We start from the raw sequence: 22,068 nt of genomic DNA on the forward strand, positions 1-22,068 counted from the left end.
TCCATCTCGATACGCACAGGATTGCTGCCATGCCAGCCAACAAACCCGTCAATCTCGGCCTCATCGGCGCCGGCCGCATCGGTTCCTTTCATGGGGAGACCGTGTCCCGCCGCCTCGTCAACGCCAATCTCGTCGCCATCGCCGATCCCGCACCGGGCGCTGCCGCCAGGCTCGGCGAGACGCTCGACGTCGAGACCGCTTATACCGGCGTCGCGGAGCTTCTTTCCCATCCCGGGCTCGATGCCGTGATCATCGCCACACCTGCCCGCTTCCACACCAATATCCTCGTCCAGGCCGCCGAAGCCGGCAAGGCGATCTTCTGCGAAAAGCCGATGGCGCTGACACTGGAGGATGCCGATCGCGCTATTGCAGCGGCACGCGCGGCCAACGTTCCCCTTCAGGTCGGTTTCAACCGGCGTTGGGATCAGGCCTTTGCCGAAGGCCGTGCCGCGATCGACGAGGGAAAGATCGGCGCGCCGCAGCTGATCCGCTCGCTGACGCGCGATCCCGGCCCGTTCGGCGCCGATCCCGATCGCATTCCGCTCTGGACGATTTTCTACGAAACCCTCATTCACGACTTTGACACGCTGCTTTGGCTCAATCCCGGAGCAAAGCCCGTCGAGGTCCATGCAATGGCCGACGCCCTCATCCGGCCGGATGCCCGGGAGAAAGGCTTCCTCGATACGGCTGTAGTGACCATCCGGTTCGACAATGGCTCGATCGCGGTCGCCGAGGCAAACTTCTCCGCCCTCTACGGCTACGACATTCGCGGCGAAGTCTTCGGCTCCGGCGGGATGGTCACGATGGGCGACGTGCGCCGCTCTAGCATGACGCTCTTCGACGGCAATGGCGTCTCGAACGACACATGGCGCCGCGACACCGAGCACTTCGTTCACGGCTATACGGCCCAGCTCGCCTCTTTCGTTCGCGCCGTTCGTAACCGTGAACTACCCAAAGGGCCGACGGGTACGGATGCTCGCAATGCACTCGCAATCGCGCTTGCCTGCATCGCATCGGTTTCGAAAAAGCAGGCAATCCCGCTGGACTGAAGGCCAACCGCGGTGCGTCCGGAGCCGGCGCACTGCATCTCGAAGGAACCACGGTCATGAATTCTGAGGAAAATCTCAAGCGGCCGACCGATCTGACCGAACTCAAGGCCATGATCGTCAAGACAGGCTTGACGCTGCCCGAACAGCAGGAACGCGCTGCCCGCATGGCGCTCACAAATCCGGAACTGATCGCGTTCGGGACCGTCGCTTCTGTCGCGCTCAAGTGCTCCGTCTCCCCCTCCACCGTCGTTCGCGTTGCCACCGCTCTCGGATTTGCGAGCTTTCGCGACTTCAAGACATTTTTCCGGCAGCATCTGAAAACATCCCGCCTTGCCGAGCAGAGCATAAACACTGCCCGACACGCGCCTCCCATCCCGAACCGATGATGTCCTAAAGCGAGAGGGCCGGCGGCGGTGTTCCACTGATCTGCCGCTGAGGCTCGACCGCATGCTCCAGCAAAAAAATTCCTCCCTAAGTTCTTATGGCAAAAAGCCGTTTGCACATTACCATTTCCGGATATAGTGACGTGACACGCGTCACGACTCGGGGAAAGGGACCTCCATGCTGCCACTCTTCGACATGATGATGCAGGCGCAGAACGGCGCGGCGATGGAGGCGATCGCCCGGCAGTTCAACCTTGCGCAGGAACAAGCGACGAAGGCAATGGCGGCGCTGATGCCGGCCTTTTCCGCAGGGCTGAAGCGCAGCACCAGCAATCCCTATGATTTCGTCGGGCTGATGCAGGCGGTCTCCTCCGGCAATTATGCGCGATATTTCGAGGATATGAACCGGGCGTTCACGCCGGAGGGCATTTCCGACGGCAACAATATCCTTGCTCAACTCTTCGGTTCGAAGGAGGTTTCGCGTGCGGTCGCGGCCCAGGCCGCGCAGATGACCGGCATCGGCCAGGATATCTACAAACGGATGCTGCCGGTGCTCGCCGATACGCTGATGGGCGGGCTGTTCAAACAGACGACCGGCCAGATGGCCTCGCCGGTCAACCCCTTCGTCAACACCGCGATGAACGAGACCATCCAGAAGTGGCTGGAAAGCACCGGCTTTGCGCCGAAGCCGAAGACAGCTCCGGAACCCAGCATCTTCGACAATCCCTTCACGCAGGCGATGCAGCTGATGTTTTCGGTGCCGAAGCCGGAAGCGACATCTCAACCGAACCCCTTCCTCGACAATCCCTTTGCCAAGGCGTTCCAGGAGATGATGGGCGGGCTCGGCCAGCAGCCGGCGGCCCCGACCAAGACCAAGACGCCGGAGGCGCCGAAGGAAGAGGCGAAGCTCAATGCCGACAGCTATACCGAGATGCTGAACGCCATGTTCGACAGCGGACTGGAAGTGCAGAAGAACTACCAGAGGAACCTGGAAGCGATCTTCGAAACCTATCGGCCGAAGCCCTCCTCGGACAAGGGCGAATAGCGCTCTAAAGCGCGACGCGATCTTTCAGATTCGCTTGCCACGCTTTAGGTGGTTGGTTTCGCGCATGTCGTTGCCGCAAAACCGCGGCACAGTTTTGCGCGACATGCTTTAGATTTTTGCGCATGTCGTTATCGCAAAACCGCGACACACTTTTGCGCGACATGCTTTAGCGCATAAAAAAACCCGGAGATGGCTTGGGAAAGCCGATCACCGGGTCAAGCGGCAGGGCTATTGGCTATCACCCTGCGGGGAAACTCGCCGCTCCTACTGTTCGTAGGAGCGGAAGAGCGACAGGCGCCAGCGATTGCGCGCCGAGCGCGTCAGATGTTCCGACGGGTCCTCGAAAAAGGTCGACGCCAGGAACGCGGAGGTCAGGTCGGCCCTGCTAAGGCCGATATCCCTCAGCTGAGCGTCGCTCAGATCGTGCAGCGTGTTGATCTCCATCCGATTGCGGAACCCGCGAAAGAGGGAGGTCAACGGTGCGAGGCCTGCTGCCAGACGCTGGGGAAACGTCGGGGTGAGCTTGCCGCAGTCGAGTTCTATTGTTCTGTCTGTCATCCGCATGGGACTCTCCTTTCTTTCGATTTCTTTCAGGCGCGCAACAACCCACCCCTCCCGCGAGGTCGTGCGGGAAGGAGCAAGGCTGAATTCGCTCGGACAGGCAGGGTGTCTGTCCTTCACTTTGCTTGATTTGCATCCCGAAGATGCCAAAGACCTATTGATCAGTCCAACGAATGTTTCTAATGATTATCATCAGCTATCTTTATGGGTGACAACATGTCCGCGCCTCTTGATCTCGACCAATTGCAGACTTTCATTGCCATCGTCGATTCCGGCAGCTTCACCAAGGCCGCCGACCGGGTCTACAAGACCCAATCGGCCGTCTCCATGCAGATGCGCCGTCTCGAGGAACGCATCGGCAAGCAGCTGTTCATCAAGGACGGGCGCGGCAACCGGCTGACCGTCGAGGGCGAAAAACTGCTCAACTATGCCCGGCGCATCATCCGCCTCAACAATGAGGCGATCGCGGCCTTCGACGACAACAGGCTGGAAGGGATGCTGCGGATCGGCACGCCTGATGACTATGCCGACCGCTACATGCCTGAGATCATCGGCCGCTTCGCCAAGACGCATCCGAATGTCGAGCTCTATATCGTCTGCGAGCCCTCGGTGGATCTTGCCGAACGCATGCATAAGGGCGAGCTCGACATCGCGCTCGTCACCCACAATCCGCGCGAGCGCATGTCCGATGTGGTGAGAACCGAGCCGCTCTGCTGGGTGGGTTCGGCCAACCATCCGATCCGCGACGACGCGCCGGTGCCGCTTGCCGTCGGCCGGCGTGACTGCCAGTGGCGCCAGCTCGCCTGCTCGGCGCTCGATGCTGTGGGGCGCGAGCACCAGATCCTGTTCACCAGCTGGTCCTGCACCGTCGTTGCCGCTGCTGTGCTTGCCGGCATGGCGGTTTCGGTGATGCCGGAATCGGCGCTGCGGACGGGCATGAAGGTGTTGAGCCAGGCGGACGGCTTCCCGGCGCTGCCGCCGGTGCAGATCGGCATCATGAAGCGACCGGGCGTTTCGCTCTCGCTGATGAACGCGATCACCGCGCATATCACCGCCTGCCTCGACAACATCACGCCCACTGTCGTCGACGACAGCCTCGAGGCAGACGTCAAATCTGCCCAGGCGCGCCTTTATCCGCGGCTGAAGGCGGCCAATATGGTCCCAAGCTGGTAGCCGCTCTCAGGCGGCGCGCGGCAGGGTCGTGGCGAAAAGGGAGGCGCGGATGACGCGCTTCCACTCATCGAGCATACGCCGCGCCAAGGCCTCCTCGCTGACGGCGGCAAGCCGGATGACGGCGCCGATCAGGTGGCTGAATAGGTAAGTGCGCGCATACATTTCTTCGTCGCAAAGGTCGGGAGCCAGCTGACGCACGGCGTCATGGAAGATGCCGGCGACGTGACCGCTGTGCTCGATATTCAACTGCAGCAGATCCTGATCGGTCTCCGTTCCCATCCAGACACCGAGATAGACGGGATCGTTGTGGTAGGAATCGTAATACCAGTCGATGGTGGCGCAGACGACGTCCTGCGCCTGGTCGAGTGACTGAACGTCGGCAAACATCGCCGCCATCTTCGCCTGGATCGCCGAGGCGTGCTGGTCGAACAGGGCTTTGACGATCGCCGCCTTCTCCGGGAAATACTGGTAGACCGAACCGATCGGCACCTTGGCGGCGATGGCGAGTTCCGTCATCCGCATGGCGCTGACGCCCTTTTCGGCGATGATCTTGGCGGCGGCGGCGAGAATAAGGTCCAGCCTCTGGATGCTGCGCTCCTGCTTCGGCTTCCTGCGCAAGCCGATCCGATCCATGCTTTCCGCGCCCATGTCGTTCCCATTCTTTTTGTTCGCGCCGGAAGGCATGACATGCAGGTCTTCATCGGCCGTAAATGGAAACACTCGCATTTTAACGACCGGCAAAAGCGTATGAAAAACGGGGCTCTACGGCATTATGCTGCAACTCAAAGTGTTGCAATGTCCTTACGCGCCTGAAAAGACGCGGGAGCGCTGCAATGCATCTCGTATTTAAATCGGGACGTTTCTAGAATTTCACCGACAGCGCCGCTTTAACCCCATGCTGCTGCGCGTTATCGGCAATCTGGCCGGAATAGGCGATGCCGAGGATGGCGCTTCCGGTGAGGTCGAAGTCGAGCCCGGCGTCGAGAACCAAGGCGTTCTCTGCCACCGGCACGCCGGCGACGGTGAACGCGTCGCCTCCGGCAAAAGCCTGCGTCGACAGCGGAACGATGTCGCCGGCGGCGTGCCGCCAGCCTGACATGCCGCGCAGGGTGGCGTTCGTCTCACCCAGGCGGATCTCCATTTCAGCATGCAGCCCAAGCGTGGTGATCGTGGTGTTGGTCATGCGGCTGGAGCTGTGGAGCGCAGCCGCCCCGCCCTCTTCGGTGAAACCCGCCGTTCGAATACCCACATGAGCGAGATTGACGAAGGGCTCGAAAGAGGCCGCCGCCGTATCAAACTGATAGCCCAGCTCCGCAAATGCCTGCAGCGTGCCGGCATTATAGCTCGCCTCCAGCCTGTCCTCGAAGCTTCCGATGGCGACGCGGCGGCTGGTTTCGATCTCATGCCATGTGTGAGCGACGCCGGAGCGGAAGGCGAGACCGCCCCATTGCGTACCGGCGTAAAGGCCGAGATGATAATCGTCGCTCGATCCCGATGAGCTTCGATGCCGCGGATCGAATTGGGAATTGCTGTAACCGGCCATCAGGCCGAGCCTGACGTCATCGAACATGGCGTCGACGCCGGCGAGAAACCCGCCGGTCTGGTGGTTGAGGGTGGCGGCATTGCCGTCCGTGCGTGTCTCGCTTGCGCCGCCAAAGGCCGTGCTCCAGAAAACCGGCGCGTCCGAAGGATCGGCAGCGATGAGTTCCGGACCGCCCGGCCAGAAAGCCTGAATCGGGATTACGCCGGCACCGGCATCGCCGAACGCGGAACGCAGGCGCTCGTTGGCGGCCTCGCGGACAAAGAGGCTTTGCGTGATCAGCGCGGTTTTTAGCGAGGCATGAATTTCACCGGAAAGCGCGTCGTAACTCGCCTGGATCAACGGCTCGTCATCGGGCAATGTGACGATGGCATCGTAGATATCGTTGCCAGTTCCGAGATTCTCTGCAGCCTCTGCCGCGGCAATCTGGTTGCGCGTCCGTGCCATGTCGCTGAAACTGATGTCGTTGCGTTCGATCTCCAGATAGACGTTGTTCGGATCATAGGAGAGATCCGCCGAGAGGAAGGCGTAATTGGAGGTGACGGCGCCGAATGTTCCGTTGATCCCGCCGGCGGCGGTAAGGATCGTATAGGTGGAGAAAGGCTGGTAGTCGCCATTCATCCCGACATGGGTAACGCTGGCGCCATTGAGGAACGCGGTCCCCGTGACCAAGATGAGGTCGCTGGCAGTGCTGCCGGGATCCACCTCAACTTCATAGGTGGAACTGGGATCGAAGGTGAGGTTACCGCCGATGGTCAATGTTCCGATGGAGTTGCCCGGCGCGATGGTGGCGCCGGCGCCGGCGGTCACCGCACCGAGATGACCCGAGCCGGCCAGCGTGCCGCCCGTCATCATCAGGATGCCGCCAAGGCTGCCGTTGACGATCAGGCGTCCGTCCGCAACCGTGGTGGTGCCGGTAAAGCCTGAACTGTTGCCGGTCAGACGCAAGGTGCCGTTGCCCAGCATGGTGAAGTCGCCGCTGCCGGAGAGTATGCCGCCATAGGTGCTGCTGCTCGCCTGATCGAGCTTGAGTTCGGCGCCGCCGATGGCGATCTCGCCGCTGCTTCCCGAAAGCGCTCCCATGGTCAGATCGAAGCCGCCGAGATCGAGTATACCGCCATTGACCGCATAGGCGCCGTTCTGAACGAAGGCGCCGGCGCCGCCCGCCTGCAACGTGCCGGCCCCAACCGTCGTCGCACCGCCATAACTGTTGGCGCCCGACAGCGTCAGCGTGCCGGCGCCCTGCTTGGTCAAACCGCCGGCACCTTGCAGATCCGTCCCAATGCCGATGGCAAAGCCATTGGTGTCGATAAAGGCGCCGCCCGCATCGAGCATGACATCTCCGGCGTTGAACCCGCCCAGGAAATTCGCCTCATTGCCCGTTGCACGCAGAACACCGCCATCGAAGACGAGCCCGGCGTCACCGGCGCCCCTGTCGATATAACCGGTCTCCAGGACGCCGCGTCCGCTTCCGGCGCTGCCGACAAGTTCTACCGTTCCCGTGGCGCCCGAATCGTCGGCGATGACAACCCCGGAAGCCGAAATCATGCCGCCGTTCTCGACCGTCACGCTGCCCGAGCCGAATTCGCCGACAAACAACGCGCTGGAACTGATCCAGCTCGATCCCGTGCCCGTCACGCTGACCACGCCGCTGCCGTTCGTACTGAAGCCGACATAACCCAGGCTGCCGGTGACCGAGCCGCCGTTCGAAATGGTCAGTGATCCCGCGCCGGCCGTGCCGACCGAGACTTCGGTGGAGTTGCTCCAGACCGAGTTCGGGCCGGTAACGATGACCTCGCCGATGGCGGTGGAATCATTGCTGATATAGCCGGACGCGCTGTTGACCGTTCCGCCATTGGAAATGATCAGAGTACCGGCGCCGCTATCGCCGATGGTGAGATCCTGCGAATTCGTCCAGGTCGAGCCGCTGCCTGTCACCGTCACCGTGCCGCTGGCAGCGGCGGAGAAATAGCCGATATAACCGTTGATATTGTCGACAGCACCTCCGTTTTCGATGGTGAGCGTGCCGGTGCCTTCATTGCCGATATAAAGGTCGTCGGCATTGGTCCAGGTTGAGCCTGCCCCCGTGACCGTCACCGTGCCGCTGGCGCCCGGGTCGACGCCGAGCACGCCGATGTCATTGCTGACGGCGCCGCCATTGCGGATGATAAGGGCTGCGTCGTCGCCGTTCTGGTCGCCCACGAGGAGGTCGGTATTGATTGTCCATGGGCTCGGTTGCGTGCCCGGGCCGGCACCGCCCGGATCGTTGCCATCGACGATCTCCGTGTCATTGCCGGTGATGACCTGCGCCCATCCCGGCTGCACGGCCAGGACCAGCGCCGCAGTGCTCGCCAAACCCGCAAGTCGCAGCATGGCCATCCCATGGATTGCCGCTCCACACATCCTTTCGCCCATGCTCGCTCGCAAATCGTCCCCACCGTCATTCGCTCGCGCAGAAATAGACCAATCAATTTAAATATTAGTAACCATGTTACTGAAATATTCATCGGCCGCGGGAACAACAGCCTTACGTCGCACGCTTTAGGCGCATGTTTTGACTGGTCCACCGCCTCTTCACTTTGGTGAAAGCAATATCGTTGGGAATGACTCATCGTCCGGCGGCCATTTTAGGCGCCGATGCCGGCATCTTGCGTCGTCGGCCTACAACACTTACGGGCAAATGATGGGGCGGCAGCGCCTGTCGCCTCAGCTGATCACCATCCATGCGGCAAGCCAGACCCACATGGCGGCAAGCACCAGGTAACCGGCAGCGAAGATCGGGCTGCGATAACGCAGATCGTTGCTGGTGACATGGATGGCGGCGTGGGCGTAGCGCAGGGCGACGAAGATCCAGGCAAGCCCGACGGTGACGATATTGTCGGCGTCCGCGATATAAAGAAGAATGCAGCAGACATGGAAGAGCACAGGCAGTTCGAACTGGTTGGCGAGGCAGTTCTTGACGGCAAGGCTCTCGGCCGGCTCGTCACGGTTTTCGCGATAATCCGATTTCGCGATGCTGCCGGCGCGGAGCATTTTTGCGCGCCGAAGCCCAAGAAGCGCATAAAGACCATAGACCAGGGCCACATGGGCGAGGAGTGGCCAGAAGATTTGATAGCCGGTCATGTGTGGCCGTTTCCTTTCCGCTTCCGCTTTCGTCGCGAGCATTAGCCGAAAGGGGAGCTGGATACCAGCATAGGGCAACGCCCCATCGGCACCTGCGTCGCTAAAGCACGTCGGCACAGGTGTCCCGGCTTTTCGACATGGAGCTGGATGGAATAACGGCGCCTCAGTCCTGGCGCGGCGAGAGCCAGCGGGCAATGGCAAGCCGGGCGATGACGATGAAACAGATGGCGAGGCTTGCGAATTTCAGCCGCGTCATCCACGGCAGCAGGTGTGTTGCAAGACTTGCGGACGCCCCCTTGCCGAAGGCCATAAGGCTCGAGATGTTCTCGGCGTAGTCGGCGATGCCGTAAATGAACGGCAGCAAGTAGACCGCCTTGCCAATGACCGGATGCACCGATTGGCCGAACCACGAACCGACAGGACCGAGCTTGAGGAAGGCGAGGAATAGCAGCGCCGTCAGCAGTGCCGGAAAGATCAGCTCCGGCCCGAAATACATGGCGCGCAGCAGCCTGGTCGCCGTCTCGTTCTCATCGAGCAGCTTCTGCATGTGGAAGACCGCCGACTCGTCGTAACCGGCGAAATAGGTGTCGAGCACCGCCTGCCCGGTTTCGTGCTTGAACGGAACGACGAAACCGAAGGTCGTCCAGGCGAGCACGGCAAGGCAAAGGGCTGCGAGCAGCGCGACGACCCAGAGAGGAATCCCGCTGCCCGCCTTCATGGTCAGAGGCCGGCGCCCGGATAGTTCGGGCTCTCGCGGGTGATCGTCACGTCATGGGCATGGCTTTCGCGAAGACCGGCACCGGAGATGCGCACGAAAGTGGCCCGCTCCTGGAAATCCTTGAGGTCCTTGCCGCCGACATAACCCATGGCCGCCTTGAGGCCGCCGGCAAGCTGGTGGATGACGCCCGAAACCGGCCCCTTGTACGGCACCTGGCCTTCGATGCCCTCAGGCACGAGCTTCAGCGTGTCGCGCACCTCGGCCTGGAAGTAACGGTCGGCCGAGCCGCGGGCCATGGCGCCGACGGAGCCCATGCCGCGATAGGCCTTGAACGAACGGCCCTGGTAGAGATAGACCTCGCCCGGGCTCTCATCGGTGCCGGCAAGCAGCGAGCCGATCATGACGGCGGAAGCGCCGGCGGCGATCGCCTTGGCAAGATCGCCGGAGAACTTGATGCCGCCATCGGCGATGACGGGCACGTCCTGATCATTCGCGGCCTGAACCGCCGACATGATCGCGGCGAGCTGGGGAACGCCGACGCCGGCAACGATGCGCGTCGTGCAGATCGAACCCGGACCGATACCGACCTTGACGGCGTCCGCGCCGGCATCGATCAGCGCCCTGGTGCCATCATAGGTGGCGACGTTGCCGGCCATGATGCGCACCGAATTAGAAAGCTTCTTGACGCGGGTGACGGCATCGAGGACGCGCTGCGAATGGCCGTGGGCGGTATCGACGACCAGAAGGTCGACACCGGCCTCGATCAGGCGTTCGGCGCGCTCGAAGCCGTCGTCACCGACGCTGATGGCGGCGGCGGCGCGAAGCCTGCCCTGCGCATCCTTGGAAGCGTTCGGGTTCAGCTGGGACTTCTCGATGTCCTTGACGGTGATGAGACCGACACAGCGGCCTTCGGTGTCCACGACCAAGAGCTTCTCGATACGATGCGAATGCAGCAGGCGCTTGGCCTCCTGCTGATCGACGTTTTCCTTGACGGTGACCAGATTGTCCTTGGTCATCAGTTCATGGATCTTCTGTTCCTGATCGGAAGCGAAGCGCACGTCGCGGTTGGTCAGAATGCCGACGAGGCGGCCGGACTTCTCCACAACAGGGATGCCGGAGATGCTGTAGGACTTCATGAGCCCGAGCGCATCGGCAAGCGTCGCATCGGGGCCGATCGTCACCGGATTGACGACCATGCCGCTTTCAAACTTCTTCACTTGCCGGACCTGCTCGGCCTGCTCGATCGGCGTCAGGTTGCGATGAATGACGCCAAGGCCGCCGGCCTGGGCCATGGCGATCGCCAGGCGGCTCTCGGTGACGGTATCCATGGCTGATGAGATGATCGGGATGTTGAGTTCGAAATCCCGGGCGATGCGGGTGGAGATATTCGTCTGGCCCGGCATGACCTCGGAATGTCCCGGCTGCAGCAGCACGTCGTCGAAGGTAAGCGCGTCTGCGCCGGTTGCCGTTTCAATGATGCGTGCCATGGCCAAATTCCTTCATTTAATAAAAATGCGACCCTGTCCGGAAACGAATCGTCCGCCCCGGCGGTCTGCATGGGTTGCTTGGAAGTTGGCGAGGGCTGGTAACACGTCTATGACAGGAAGGAAATAGCAAAAAGCCCGGCCTGCCCGCCGGGCTCGTCATGGGTGCCATGCGCCAGGAGCATTCCGGGAATAACGCTAGGCAATTTTCTGTCCAGAACGTTGTAAAAACAATATGTTATTGCGGTTCAGCGCTTCCGTGAAGGCTGAACCGCTTCGGATCAGATGTCGAACTGATAGGTCTTCGGCACGAAACGGTACCCGCCATCCTGCCGCTCGACGAAGCCGACTGCCGGGAACGGCATGTGGTAGCCAAGGAAGGCGATCTTTTCGCTCGCAATCATCTCGAAAACCTTGCGGCGGGTGGCGGCTGCCTGCGTCTTGTCCATGTCGAAGCGCACCTCCCAATCCGGCCGCAGCAGCGACAGGATATAGTGGTTGGCGGTATCGCCCGTGAGCACAAGGCGCTTGCCCTCGGATTCGACGTGGAACACCATATGTCCCGGTGAGTGGCCGGCCGCCAGCATCGCCGTTATGCCGGGTGCAAAGCTATCACCCTCCTTGAGGAAAGTGGTCTTTTCGGCAAGCGGCACCACATTGGCGAGCACCGCCTTGTGACCGCCCTCAGCCGGCGTACCCTCACGCGCCTTGTCCGACCAGAAGTCATATTCGGCCTGGCCGACGACATAGCGGGCATTCTTGAAGGCAGCAGCACCGTCTTCCATCAGGCCACCAATATGATCGCCGTGCAGATGGGTGAGCGCCACCAACGTGACGTCGTCGGCCGAATATCCCGCCGCCTTCAGGCCTTCGGTCAGTTGGCCGGCCCCACGTGCGCGGCCGCCAGCGCCGAAGCCGGTATCGACGAGGATGACATCCGAACCGGTATCGATGAGAGCCGGCATATAGCCGTTCATGAACTTGTCGGCCGGCAGGAAGTTTGCGGTCAGCAATGCCTTGACGGTTTCGGGATCCTGATTGGTGCCGAAGGTTTCATAGGGCTTTTCGACAATGCTGGTGCCGTCACGGACGACGGTGAACTTATAGGAACCGAGCTTGAATTGATTGATCTCGGGCAAAAGCGTTCCATCCATATGATTGCTTTCTCCAGTTGCGGCCGCTTCGGCCTTCTCTCTTAAAATGACCGGCGCCGCCAGCAGGCCAAGGCCTGCGGCAAAAAGGGTACGTCGTTTTATTCCCGATGAAATTGCCATATGTCCATCCTCTTATGACGTGCGGTGCGTCGCCGCACGGCCCCAGTGTCGATTCCGACCGGATTTCTTGCCCCGGCCAAGTAAACATATGTCAATCTTGACTGGCGACGTTGTTGCGCAAGCCGTCTCACGCAGACGTGAAGCAAACGTGTCGTCGACCCGGATTTGGGGATTGGCAGAACCCGCCACTGGGACTAAACAGCACGGGCCTTTCCAGCTCCAATCCGCTGCCCCATCAAGGCTCCCGCCTATGAATCGCATCGTCCCGCTGATCCTCGCCGTCGCCCTTTTCATGGAACAGATGGACTCCACCGTCATTGCGACGGCGCTGCCGGCGATCGCGGCGGATTTGCATGTCGGGCCAATCACGCTGAAGCTGGCGCTGACCTCCTACATGGTGGCGCTTGCGGTATTCATACCGGTCAGCGGCTGGATGGCCGACAGGTTCGGCGCCAAGAAGATCTTCCGGCTTGCCATCTCAGTCTTCGTCATCGGCTCGATCCTCTGCGCAATCTCGTCCAACCTCGTCGAATTCGTGCTTGCGCGCTTCCTCCAGGGCATGGGCGGCGCGATGATGACGCCCGTCGGCCGCCTCGTGCTGGTGCGTACCACGAAGCGCAGCGATCTGGTCTCGGCCATGGCGCTGCTCACCATCCCCGCACTTGTCGGCCCGCTCACCGGACCGCCGCTCGGCGGCTTCATCACCACCTATTTCAGCTGGCACTGGATCTTCCTGATCAACGTGCCGGTCGGCATCATCGGCATCTGGCTTGCGACGATTTTTCTGCCGGAGGTGGAAGCGACGGCGCCGCCGCGGCTCGATTTCACCGGTTTCGTGCTGACCTCGCTTTCGGCCGCGGGTGTCGTCTTCGGCCTGTCGGTGGTCAGTCTGCCAGCCCTGCCCCCGATCATAGGCATCACCGCCACCTTGATCGGCGTGCTTTGCGGCTTTCTCTATATGCGCCATGCCAAGCGGCATCCGGCGCCGATCCTCAACCTCAACCTGTTCAAGAACCCGACGTTTCGAACCTCCACCTTGGGCGGCACGCTCTTCCGTATCTGCGTCGGCGCCATGCCCTTCCTGACGCCGCTGATGCTGCAGCTCGGCTTCGGGCTGACGCCGTTCCAATCCGGCCTCATCACCTTTGCCGGCGCAATCGGGGCGATCACCACCAAGTTCATGGCGAAGCGCGTCTTCGCCGCCGCCGGCTTCCGCACCACGCTTCTCGGCGCCGCCATGGTCACGACCCTGGTGACTGTCGTCACTGGCCTGTTCACACCGTCGACGCCGCATCTCGTCATCATCGGCGTGCTGCTGCTCGGCGGCTTCTCCCGCTCCTTCATGTTCACCGGCGTCAATGCGCTTGCCTTCGCCGATATCGAAGATTCGGAAGCGAGCCAAGCGACATCGATGAGCTCGGTGATGCAGCAGATCAGCCTGGCGCTTGGCGTCGCACTCGCCGCCGCGATCCTCGAGAGCTCGATCTATTTCCGCGGCGAAGCGCTGCAGGTGGCCGATTTCCACCTTGCCTTCTACATCATTGCCGGACTGACGGTCATTGCGACCATTCCCTTCATCCGGATGGACCGCAATGCCGGCGCACTCGTTTCCGGCCACCGCTTGAAGACGATGACGGCAGCAACTGTCGAAGCCGAACAGCACGCGGTGAAATAAAGCATGCGCGCAAAAGTGTGCAGCGGTTTTGCGGTAACGACATGCGTGGAAACAAAGAGCTAAAGCTCGAGGAGCGAATCTGAAAGATTGCGACGAGCTTTTGGCAGCTGCTACCGCGGGTTTTCGCAGACTGCAGAGAGCTTGTTGCCGTCGAGGTCACGCACATAGGCGGTATAGAAATGGGCATGGTAGGAGCGCAGGCCGGGCTCACCCTCATCCACGGCGCCTGCCGCGATTGCCGCCGCATGGAAGGCATCGACATCCGCCCGTGTTTCGGCTGCAAGCGCCACCATGGCGCCATTGCCTGAGGTCGCCCTGCGGTGATTGAACGGCGTCACCACCCAGAAGCGGCAGCGCGTATCACCCTCGGCGGCATAGCCGATTTCCTCTTCGGAAGAGCGCTGGCGGCGATAGCCGAGGGGAGACAGCACGGCATCATAAAAATGCCCTGCGCGATAGAGGTCGTTGGTTCCGAGCGTGACGTAAAGAAGCATGGGATCAGCGGTTCAATCCTTACAGCGCCGCGCGTCCTTTCAGACGCGCAAAGGACGCGGCGACGCTTTCCATTGCTGCATATCTTATCCTTAAATCGATACCGTTTTAAGGAGTTATGCAGTCGATCGCCATCATCCGTCAGGACCGGCCCGAAGATCAAGCTTCTTCAGCGTCGCCTTCGGCCTTGCGCCCCTTGAACCCCTTGGCCAGCAGGAACATCTCGACCGATTCGGCGCGCGACGAGTTCGGTTTGACATGGACGACCTGGCGGAAGTTCTGCTTCAGCATGGCGAGTAGCTCACGCTCGGTGCCGCCCTGAAAGGTCTTGGTGAGGAAGTGCCCGCCTTCCCCCAGGACTTCGACGGCGAAATGTGCCGCGACTTCGCAGAGATGCATGGTGCGCAGATGATCGGTGCGATGGTGGCCGGTGGTGGGCGCCGCCATGTCCGAGATGACGAGATCAGGCGTGCCGCCGACGGCCTCCAACAGCTTTTCCGGCGCACTGGGATCGAGGAAATCGAGCTGCAGGATCTTGACCCCCGGCAGCTGGGTCATTTCAAGGAAATCGATCGCAGCCACACGAATATCATCATCTGTCGAGCCGGTGACCTTGGCTGCGATCTGCGACCAGCTGCCCGGCGCAGCGCCGAGATCGATGATGCGCCTGGCGCCGCGCAGGATATGATGTTTCTCGTCGATCTCCAGCAGCTTGAAGGCGGCCCGGGCGCGATAGCCTTCAAGCTGGGCGCGCTGCACATAGGGATCGTTGATGTGACGCTCCAGCCATTGGCGGGAGGAGGCCTTCATCTTCTTGTTTTTGACGCGCTGGCCGAGTTTGCGGCCGGTGCGGTTTCCCGCGATCGGTGCCTTGGTCATGCCTATTCCTTATCTCACGATCTCACGCGCTGGCCGCGGCGGTTGCGATTGCGCCGCCACACGCCGTCATCGGCCATCATGTCGGTGAGCAGGCCTTCCCTCAAGCCGCGATCGGCAACCCGCATGCGCGGGCTCGGCCAGCGGCGGCGGATCGCCTCGAGAATGGCGCAGCCGGCGAGCACCAGATCGGCCCGGTCAGGCCCGATGCAGGGATTAGCGGCGCGGCTTGCGAAATCCCAGGAGAGAAGCTTTGCCTGCATGGCGGAGACCTCATCGTCGGACAGCCAGATGCCATCGACCTTGCGCCGGTCATAACGCGGTAGGTCGAGATGCACGCCGGCAAGCGTCGTCACCGTGCCCGATGTGCCGATCAGGTGAAAGTCGCCGCTCTGGGCGACCTCGATCTCCGGGCAATTGAAGCTTCCAAGCATGCCTTCGACTTCACGCACCATGCCTTCGAAGGCCTCCGGCGTGACGTCGTGCCCGCCATGGCGCTCCGACAGGGTCACGACGCCGACCGGAAGCGAGGTCCAGTGGGTGATGTGATTGGCAAGGCGGCTGAAGCGATTGTCGCCAATACGGATGACGGCAATCTCCGACGAGCCGCCGCCGATATCGAAAAGCACGACGGAGCGCGTCTCGCGACCGACCAGCGAGGAGCAGCCGGAGACGGCAAGCCGCGCCTCTGTCTCGCGATCGATGATCTCGAGCGCGAGGCCGGTTTCGGCAACGACCCGGCTGAGGAATTCCTCGCCATTGACTGCCTGGCGGCAGGCTTCGGTGGCGATCAGCCGCATGCGGCGGATCTGCCGGTTCCTGAGCTTGGAGGCGCAGATCCTCAGCGCCTCGATCGCCCTCTCCATCGCCTCATCCGACAGACGGCCGCTTGCCGCAAGGCCTTCGCCGAGGCGCACGATGCGGGAAAAAGCATCGACGACGCGGAATTGACCCGGACGAGTCGGCTGGGCAATGAGGAGGCGGCAATTGTTGGTGCCGAGATCGAGGGCGGCGTAGAGCTCCTCCGGCCACACATGCTCGCCGGCCTGACGATCCCCCGGATGCCCGGAATGGGACTGGCTTTCCTGGCGGCCCCTGCGGTTGGCGCTTGCGCCATTCAGTGCTTCACGCAGTTCGGCCCTGAGCACGGTTTCTTCTGCGCGGCTTTCCTGCTGCTGGGCGCCTGATGGTTTTGCCGGTGTCAGCGGCCGGCCCTGCAGACCGCGCTTGCCGCGGTTTTTGCGGCGATTGCGACGGCTCGGCGCTGAATCGCTATCGGAGCGGACAGCATTGCCTGCCGCCGCCGTCTGTTCCATTGCCTGGGGGAGAGGTGAACCATCCTGCACAGCACCATGGCCACCACGACGGCGACGCTTGCGCTTGCGGGCCGGATTCCCGGCTGCATCTTCTATCGGGCGCGCAGGCTGTCCGGCACCGCCGGAGGGCTCATGCGAAGCGGGATGAGCCGCGTTGCGGGATTGCCCGCTACGTTTGCCCTTGCGGCGCCTGGACTTTTTGCCGTCCTTGCGCCCTGCCGCCGACGCCCCGTCAAATTGCGGCTTTGCGCCGCCTTCGGGGTCTTCCACGTTGTTTTTCCACCGCGCCGCGCAAGTCTTGAGATATGCAGCAGGCGCTCATTCGATTTTTGCGTTGCGGCAAGAATATCAGCGCCCGCCGAAATCGCCAAATTCTTTTTTGGACAGGGGATTTGCAGCGGTTTCACCTTTCCGTGGCAGCACCGATTTTTTTCAAAACAGCTATTTGCAATCCCCCGGCTTTTGGTTATAAGCGCCGCACACCAGCCGACCGCCCGCCGGTTCGCTTATACTGGGGAATAGTTCAATGGTAGAACGACGGACTCTGACTCCGTTAATCTTGGTTCGAATCCAGGTTCCCCAGCCAATATTTCACTAAGCGATTGATTTTACGGCAAAACGGGTTTGCTTTTATCTGCCCTCCCGGTGCCCTCCTCCAATGCCTGCTTCCTTTTCGCTGCCCTGATCACTTGGATCGATTGGCGCAGCATGTCGGCGAATCCGACATCGTGGCTTGGGCGAGCATCTTGCAGCATCTACGCACTACACGCGCCCATTTCGATTTTTGTTGCTTTCGTGCGTGCCGTGGTGGGCAGCGATTGTAGGCGCTATTGGCATCGGCCTGACGTCTTCTGGCTTCTGGAACGGCCCATCGACAAAATTGGTCAGCGACTGGGAAAACAAATGCAAACTAATGAGGGTTCCGGAATGCTGATTTACAACAGCGCAGAAAATAAAGATTGAAATCGGCCCCGCCCACAAATCTTTTATCAGGCCACACTGTTCTCCCTCCAAGATCTCTGTGTTAGGCACCCCAAAAGCGCCAATCTTGCGCGCGACCAAAGTACGCTCTCGATATCGAAGGCAGGCACATTGAAGGTTTACCGACCAGAGATTGATGGCTTACGGGCCATATCGGTGATCGCGGTCATTCTTTACCACGCCGGGTTCACGGTTGCCGGCCACACGTTGCTTCCTGGCGGATACATTGGCGTCGACGTATTTTTTGTGATCAGCGGCTTCCTGATTTCCCAAATTTTGTTGACGGAAATCGAAGCAACGGGGCGTATCGATTTCCTTAAATTCTATGCTCGGCGCGCGCGGAGAATTTTGCCGGCGTTGTTCGCAGTCATTTTTGCGACAATTCCCCTCGCCTATTATTTTTTGTTACCATTGGAACTCACAGACTACGCGAACTCCATAGGGTCGTCGCTCCTGTTTGGATCGAATATCTATTTTTATTTTACTGCGGCTCTGTACGGGGAGCCCAATACCCTTCTCAAGCCCTTTCTTCACACCTGGTCGTTGAGCGTCGAAGAGCAATTTTATATCGGCTTTCCGGTCTTATTGCTGATCGTGCGTCGATACTTGAAATCAAAATTCTTGCCATACGTGTTGCTCGTGGCAGCCCTCAGCTTTGTATTGTGTATCGTGACGGTGCGGCATGATCCGCAACAGGCCTTCTACTCGCCACTCACCCGGGCCTGGGAACTGCTGGCCGGAACACTTCTCGCCTATCACGAAGTGAGGCGTGGACGAACCCGCCCTCGGCCGTTACTCGCGGCGGCCGGGCTTATCCTCGTTCTTGGCTCACTCATCTTTTTTGGAAAGGATACGGTTCATCCTGGCAGGTTGACTTTGATCCCAGTCATCGGGACCTGTCTGGTGCTCGCATTCGCCGGTCAGCAGAACGCAGCCGGGCGCCTGTTGGCTTCTCGGCCTGCGGCGCTCACCGGATTGGTATCCTACTCTTTATATTTGTGGCATTATCCGGTCTTCGCCTTCTGGCGGTTGACAAGCTTGAATTTCGACAATGGTGACAAGCTTCTCGCCATCGCAGTGACGGTCCTGGTCGCGGTCGTCAGCTTTGTCGTCATCGAAAAGCCCCTTCGCCACACCAGGAGAAGCCGCGCTCTCTGGATCACCCTGAGCTCATCCGTTGTCACCATCACGGCTGCTGTCCTGTCAGCAATCACTATGGCCGGTTTTCCTCACAGGCTGGATGAAGTCTATTCACCTCTCGCGCAGACGAACGAAGCACGGCTCGAAAGCACTTTTCTAAGCCTGAACGACAACATTCAAGCTGGGAAACCAATTATCTTCATCATTGGGGACTCGCACGCCAGAAACTGGTCGATCGCGCTAAAAAATTACATCGATACCGACCGATATCAAATCGTGGCAATCAGCTACTTGAACTGCATGGTGGAGATCAAGAACGATATCGTTAAGGCCCCCTCTCGCGCCAGCATTTACGACAAATACTGCATTCCCTTTGAAAAATATATCAACGACAAGTCATTGCTCAGCCGAACGAAAGCGATCTTTCTCACGAGCCTTCGGCCTTTCGAGTACACCGTCAACCCCTTCAGGTTTGAGCTTCTTTCCTGGATGAAAAGCCACTCGGACGACGCGCGCATTTTCGTTTTCGGAAATTATTTCCAGCTCGACGAATCGCACTCGTGCCTAGGGCTGATGTTTCAGAGAAAATCTGATGCCTCCATATGCCTGCGGGAGGCGACCTATCCGCCGGCTAACCAGCCTTTAGAGCAACTGCCATTTTTCCCATCCGATCTAGCGTTCACCTACGTCGATATCGTCAAGCTTCACTGCGATTACGACAAGGAGAAATGCCTCACGAGCAGCAGGGGTGTTCCGTTCATCACAGACTGGAACCATCTGACAGCACAATTTCTGACGACCCTGATTGGTGACATTCTGGAAAAGAGAACCGCCGACCTACGGGGCGACGGTCTCCTCGATTTCCTGGTACCGCCGCACGCCAGGCAATCCGAACGAACTGCAAGTTCTCAGCCGAACGCTGGTCGAACGTCTTCCGCTTCTCCATGAGTTTGAGCGGACGGACGCCGGGAACGACGGTAAACTTGGTGTTCAAGTCCGGACCTCGGCATGCCCCATCGTCTCGATCAAGGAGCCACGTCGCCTAAAGCTGACGGCTCACACGTCACGCCAATCGCAGCCCTTTGGAGTTCTGGATGCCCGACAGCTATTGTCGCGCTACGGCGGCTTTGCCTTCGAACTGCAGGAACCAATCATACACTGCGCGGATACCTTCCTCCAGCGAGATGCGTGGCTTCCAGCCCATGTTCTTCAGCTTGTCGGTGCTCATGAGCTTACGCGGCGTCCCGTCAGGCTTGGAGAGGTCGTGGGCAATTTTTCCTTCGTAACCGACAACACGGCAAACCAACCGCGCGAGCTCGATGATTTCAATGTCCTCTCCCGAACCGACATTGACGTGCTGCGCGTCCGAATAGTTCTTCAACAGGAAAACCAGCGCATCCGCGCAATCGTCAACGTGGAGGAATTCCCGTCGTGGCTTTCCGGTTCCCCAGATGGCAATTTCGGATGCCCCCGTCACCTTTGCGAGGTGCGCTTTGTGAATTAGCGCCGGCAGAACGTGACTGGATTGCAGATCGAAATTATCGCCCGGACCATAGAGGTTGGTGGGCATGGCAGAAATATAGTCGCGTCCGTGCTGCTTGCGGTAGGCGTCGGCCAGCTTGATCCCGGCAATCTTGGCTATAGCATACCACTCGTTGGTCGGCTCAAGCGGTCCGGTCAAAAGCGCATCTTCAGAAATCGGCTGCGGCGCGAATTTAGGATAAATGCAGCTTGAGCCCAGAAACAGAAGCCTGTCGACGCCGTTACGATGCGCGGCTTCGAAGATATTGGCCTCAATAATCAGGTTATCGTAGAGGAAATCGGCCGGGAAGGTATCGTTCGCAAGAATACCGCCAACCTTTGCAGCAGCGAGGATGATCGCATCCGGTCTGTTCGTCTGGACGAATCTCTCGACCTCGTCCTGCCGTTTGAGATCAAGCTCCTGTCGCGTTGCCGTGATGACAGTGCAATTTTCTGAGTGAAGCCTGCGCACAAGCGCGCTGCCGACCATGCCGCGATGACCGGCGACCCAGATTTTCTTGTTGGACAGGTCGGACACTCAGATCTCTTTCCGGCTGTTTTGAGCCTTCCAGTGCTTGACATCCTCCCGCACCATTTCGGCGGCGAGTTCGCGAACCGGGGTCTTGTGGTGCCAGCCCAATTTCTGACGTGCCTTGGTCGGGTCGCCAAGCAAAAGGTCGACTTCCGTCGGGCGGAAATACCGCGGGTCGATTTCCACAAGGCAGGCACCGGACGCGGCGTCATAACCCTTTTCGTCGACGCCGGACCCCTTCCATTCCAAAGCAATGCCCACGTCGGCAAAAGCCCACTCCACAAACTGGCGGACACTCGTCGTCTCACCGGTCGCCAAGACGTAGTCATCCGGCTTGTCCTGCTGCAGCATGCGCCACATGCCCTCGACATATTCACGCGCGTGGCCCCAGTCACGCTTGGCGTCGAGATTGCCGAGGAAAAGCTTATCCTGCCGCCCCAGATGGATTGCAGCCACCGCCATCGTGATCTTGCGCGTGACGAAGGTTTCGCCGCGAAGCGGGCTTTCGTGATTGAAAAGAATGCCGTTCGACGCATGCATGCCGTATGCCTCGCGATAATTCACGACGATCCAGTAGGCATAGAGCTTGGCTGCAGCATAGGGAGAACGCGGATAAAAGGGCGTCTTCTCGTTCTGCGGCACTTCCTGCACAAGACCGTAGAGTTCCGAGGTCGATGCCTGGTAGAATCGGGTCTTTTCCTCGAGCCCCAGGATACGGATCGCTTCGAGCAACCTCAACGTCCCGATGCCATCGGCATCCGCCGTATATTCAGGCGTTTCGAAGCTGACACCCACATGGCTTTGTGCGGCAAGATTGTAGATTTCATCGGGCTGCGTCTGCTGCACGATCCGCAGCAGGTTGGTCGAGTCGATCATATCGCCATAGTGGAGAATGAAGCGAGGATGTGTCTCATGCGGATCCTGATAGATATGTTCGATGCGGCCGGTATTAAAAGACGAGGACCGCCGCTTGATACCGTGCACCGTATAGCCCTTGCTCAGAAGCAATTCGGCCAAATAGGCACCATCCTGACCAGTCACCCCAGTAATAAGCGCGGTTTTTGTCATTTTTTCACATCGTCGTTCGATACAATCTTCGGGTCGTGTTTATGGAAACGACCGAACGAGTGCAACCCCCATGTAACTGCGGGCAGGTCGGCGAAATGAGTATCGTCGACCTCTTCG

General features: G+C 60.1%; 18 protein-coding genes and 1 tRNA gene. 7 read left to right on the forward strand and 12 right to left on the reverse strand.

Annotated elements, in window-relative coordinates; all coding sequences use genetic code 11:
- The first annotated feature begins 29 nt into the window (after positions 1–29).
- The 3 genes from FFM53_RS08925 (at position 30) to FFM53_RS08935 (ending at position 2,477) form a co-directional block, all read left to right on the forward strand.
- Positions 30–1,049, forward strand: coding sequence for a Gfo/Idh/MocA family oxidoreductase (locus FFM53_RS08925; RefSeq protein ID WP_094086672.1), 1,020 nt, complete (start codon positions 30–32; stop codon positions 1,047–1,049).
- Between the two features lie 56 nt (positions 1,050–1,105).
- The gene (locus FFM53_RS08930) at positions 1,106–1,435 is read left to right on the forward strand and encodes a MurR/RpiR family transcriptional regulator (protein ID WP_094086673.1); all 330 of its coding nucleotides are present in this window, start codon (positions 1,106–1,108) and stop codon (positions 1,433–1,435) included.
- Between the two features lie 175 nt (positions 1,436–1,610).
- Positions 1,611–2,477: a DUF937 domain-containing protein gene (locus FFM53_RS08935; protein ID WP_138328941.1), complete on the forward strand. Its 867-nt coding sequence runs from the start codon at positions 1,611–1,613 to the stop codon at positions 2,475–2,477.
- Positions 2,478–2,741: 264 nt separating this feature from the next.
- Here FFM53_RS08935 and FFM53_RS08940 read toward each other — a convergent pair whose 3' ends face one another.
- Positions 2,742–3,041 carry a DUF1127 domain-containing protein gene (locus FFM53_RS08940; protein WP_138328942.1) on the reverse strand — a complete coding sequence of 100 codons (300 nt, stop codon included), beginning with the start codon at positions 3,039–3,041 and terminating at the stop codon, positions 2,742–2,744.
- 213 nt (positions 3,042–3,254) lie between these two features.
- On the opposite strand from FFM53_RS08940, the gene FFM53_RS08945 reads away from it, so the two are divergent.
- Complete coding sequence (locus FFM53_RS08945) at positions 3,255–4,211, forward strand: LysR substrate-binding domain-containing protein (RefSeq protein ID WP_038614725.1); 957 nt, start codon at positions 3,255–3,257, stop codon at positions 4,209–4,211.
- Positions 4,212–4,217: 6 nt separating this feature from the next.
- Here the strand turns inward: FFM53_RS08945 and FFM53_RS08950 are convergent, their stop codons facing one another.
- The 6 genes from FFM53_RS08950 to FFM53_RS08975 all read right to left on the reverse strand — a co-directional run bounded on the left by FFM53_RS08950 (position 4,218) and on the right by FFM53_RS08975 (position 12,350).
- Positions 4,218–4,859 carry a TetR family transcriptional regulator gene (locus FFM53_RS08950; RefSeq protein WP_138328944.1) on the reverse strand — a complete coding sequence of 214 codons (642 nt, stop codon included), beginning with the start codon at positions 4,857–4,859 and terminating at the stop codon, positions 4,218–4,220.
- 214 nt (positions 4,860–5,073) lie between these two features.
- Positions 5,074–8,124: an autotransporter outer membrane beta-barrel domain-containing protein gene (locus tag FFM53_RS08955; RefSeq protein WP_246413124.1), complete on the reverse strand. Its 3,051-nt coding sequence runs from the start codon at positions 8,122–8,124 to the stop codon at positions 5,074–5,076.
- Positions 8,125–8,457: 333 nt separating this feature from the next.
- The gene (locus FFM53_RS08960) at positions 8,458–8,874 is read right to left on the reverse strand and encodes an MAPEG family protein (RefSeq protein ID WP_138390708.1); all 417 of its coding nucleotides are present in this window, start codon (positions 8,872–8,874) and stop codon (positions 8,458–8,460) included.
- 163 nt (positions 8,875–9,037) lie between these two features.
- Entirely contained in the window at positions 9,038–9,592 is a 555-nt protein-coding gene (locus FFM53_RS08965; protein WP_138390709.1) for a hypothetical protein, read from the reverse strand.
- 2 nt (positions 9,593–9,594) lie between these two features.
- Positions 9,595–11,079 (reverse strand): IMP dehydrogenase, encoded by a 1,485-nt coding sequence (gene guaB / locus FFM53_RS08970; protein WP_128440017.1) that lies wholly within the window; start codon positions 11,077–11,079, stop codon positions 9,595–9,597.
- A 278-nt stretch (positions 11,080–11,357) separates the two neighbouring features.
- Positions 11,358–12,350 carry an MBL fold metallo-hydrolase gene (locus FFM53_RS08975; protein WP_138328948.1) on the reverse strand — a complete coding sequence of 331 codons (993 nt, stop codon included), beginning with the start codon at positions 12,348–12,350 and terminating at the stop codon, positions 11,358–11,360.
- Positions 12,351–12,600: 250 nt separating this feature from the next.
- On the opposite strand from FFM53_RS08975, the gene FFM53_RS08980 reads away from it, so the two are divergent.
- Complete coding sequence (locus FFM53_RS08980) at positions 12,601–14,025, forward strand: DHA2 family efflux MFS transporter permease subunit (RefSeq protein ID WP_138390710.1); 1,425 nt, start codon at positions 12,601–12,603, stop codon at positions 14,023–14,025.
- Positions 14,026–14,135: 110 nt separating this feature from the next.
- Here the strand turns inward: FFM53_RS08980 and FFM53_RS08985 are convergent, their stop codons facing one another.
- The 3 genes from FFM53_RS08985 to FFM53_RS08995 all read right to left on the reverse strand — a co-directional run bounded on the left by FFM53_RS08985 (position 14,136) and on the right by FFM53_RS08995 (position 16,979).
- Positions 14,136–14,519, reverse strand: coding sequence for a VOC family protein (locus FFM53_RS08985; RefSeq protein ID WP_138390711.1), 384 nt, complete (start codon positions 14,517–14,519; stop codon positions 14,136–14,138).
- Positions 14,520–14,676: 157 nt separating this feature from the next.
- Positions 14,677–15,396 (reverse strand): RlmE family RNA methyltransferase, encoded by a 720-nt coding sequence (locus FFM53_RS08990; protein ID WP_017993025.1) that lies wholly within the window; start codon positions 15,394–15,396, stop codon positions 14,677–14,679.
- A 14-nt stretch (positions 15,397–15,410) separates the two neighbouring features.
- Positions 15,411–16,979, reverse strand: a complete 1,569-nt coding sequence (locus tag FFM53_RS08995; protein ID WP_138390712.1) for a Ppx/GppA phosphatase family protein — start codon at positions 16,977–16,979, stop codon at positions 15,411–15,413.
- 242 nt (positions 16,980–17,221) lie between these two features.
- Between FFM53_RS08995 and FFM53_RS09000 the strand changes: the two genes are divergently transcribed.
- Positions 17,222–17,295 (forward strand) — tRNA-Gln (locus FFM53_RS09000).
- 506 nt (positions 17,296–17,801) lie between these two features.
- Positions 17,802–19,778 carry an acyltransferase family protein gene (locus tag FFM53_RS09005; protein ID WP_138390713.1) on the forward strand — a complete coding sequence of 659 codons (1,977 nt, stop codon included), beginning with the start codon at positions 17,802–17,804 and terminating at the stop codon, positions 19,776–19,778.
- A gap of 157 nt (positions 19,779–19,935) precedes the next feature.
- Here the strand turns inward: FFM53_RS09005 and fcl are convergent, their stop codons facing one another.
- Both fcl and gmd read right to left on the reverse strand, forming a co-directional pair.
- The gene (gene fcl, locus FFM53_RS09010; RefSeq protein ID WP_138390714.1) at positions 19,936–20,889 is read right to left on the reverse strand and encodes a GDP-L-fucose synthase; all 954 of its coding nucleotides are present in this window, start codon (positions 20,887–20,889) and stop codon (positions 19,936–19,938) included.
- A complete protein-coding gene (gene gmd, locus FFM53_RS09015) occupies positions 20,890–21,951 on the reverse strand; it encodes a GDP-mannose 4,6-dehydratase (protein ID WP_131630351.1) in 1,062 nt (353 codons plus the stop codon). It lies immediately after the preceding gene.
- Positions 21,952–22,068 lie beyond the last annotated feature (117 nt).

This window comes from Rhizobium indicum (assembly GCF_005862305.2).
Taxonomy (GTDB): Bacteria; Pseudomonadota; Alphaproteobacteria; order Rhizobiales; family Rhizobiaceae; genus Rhizobium; species Rhizobium indicum.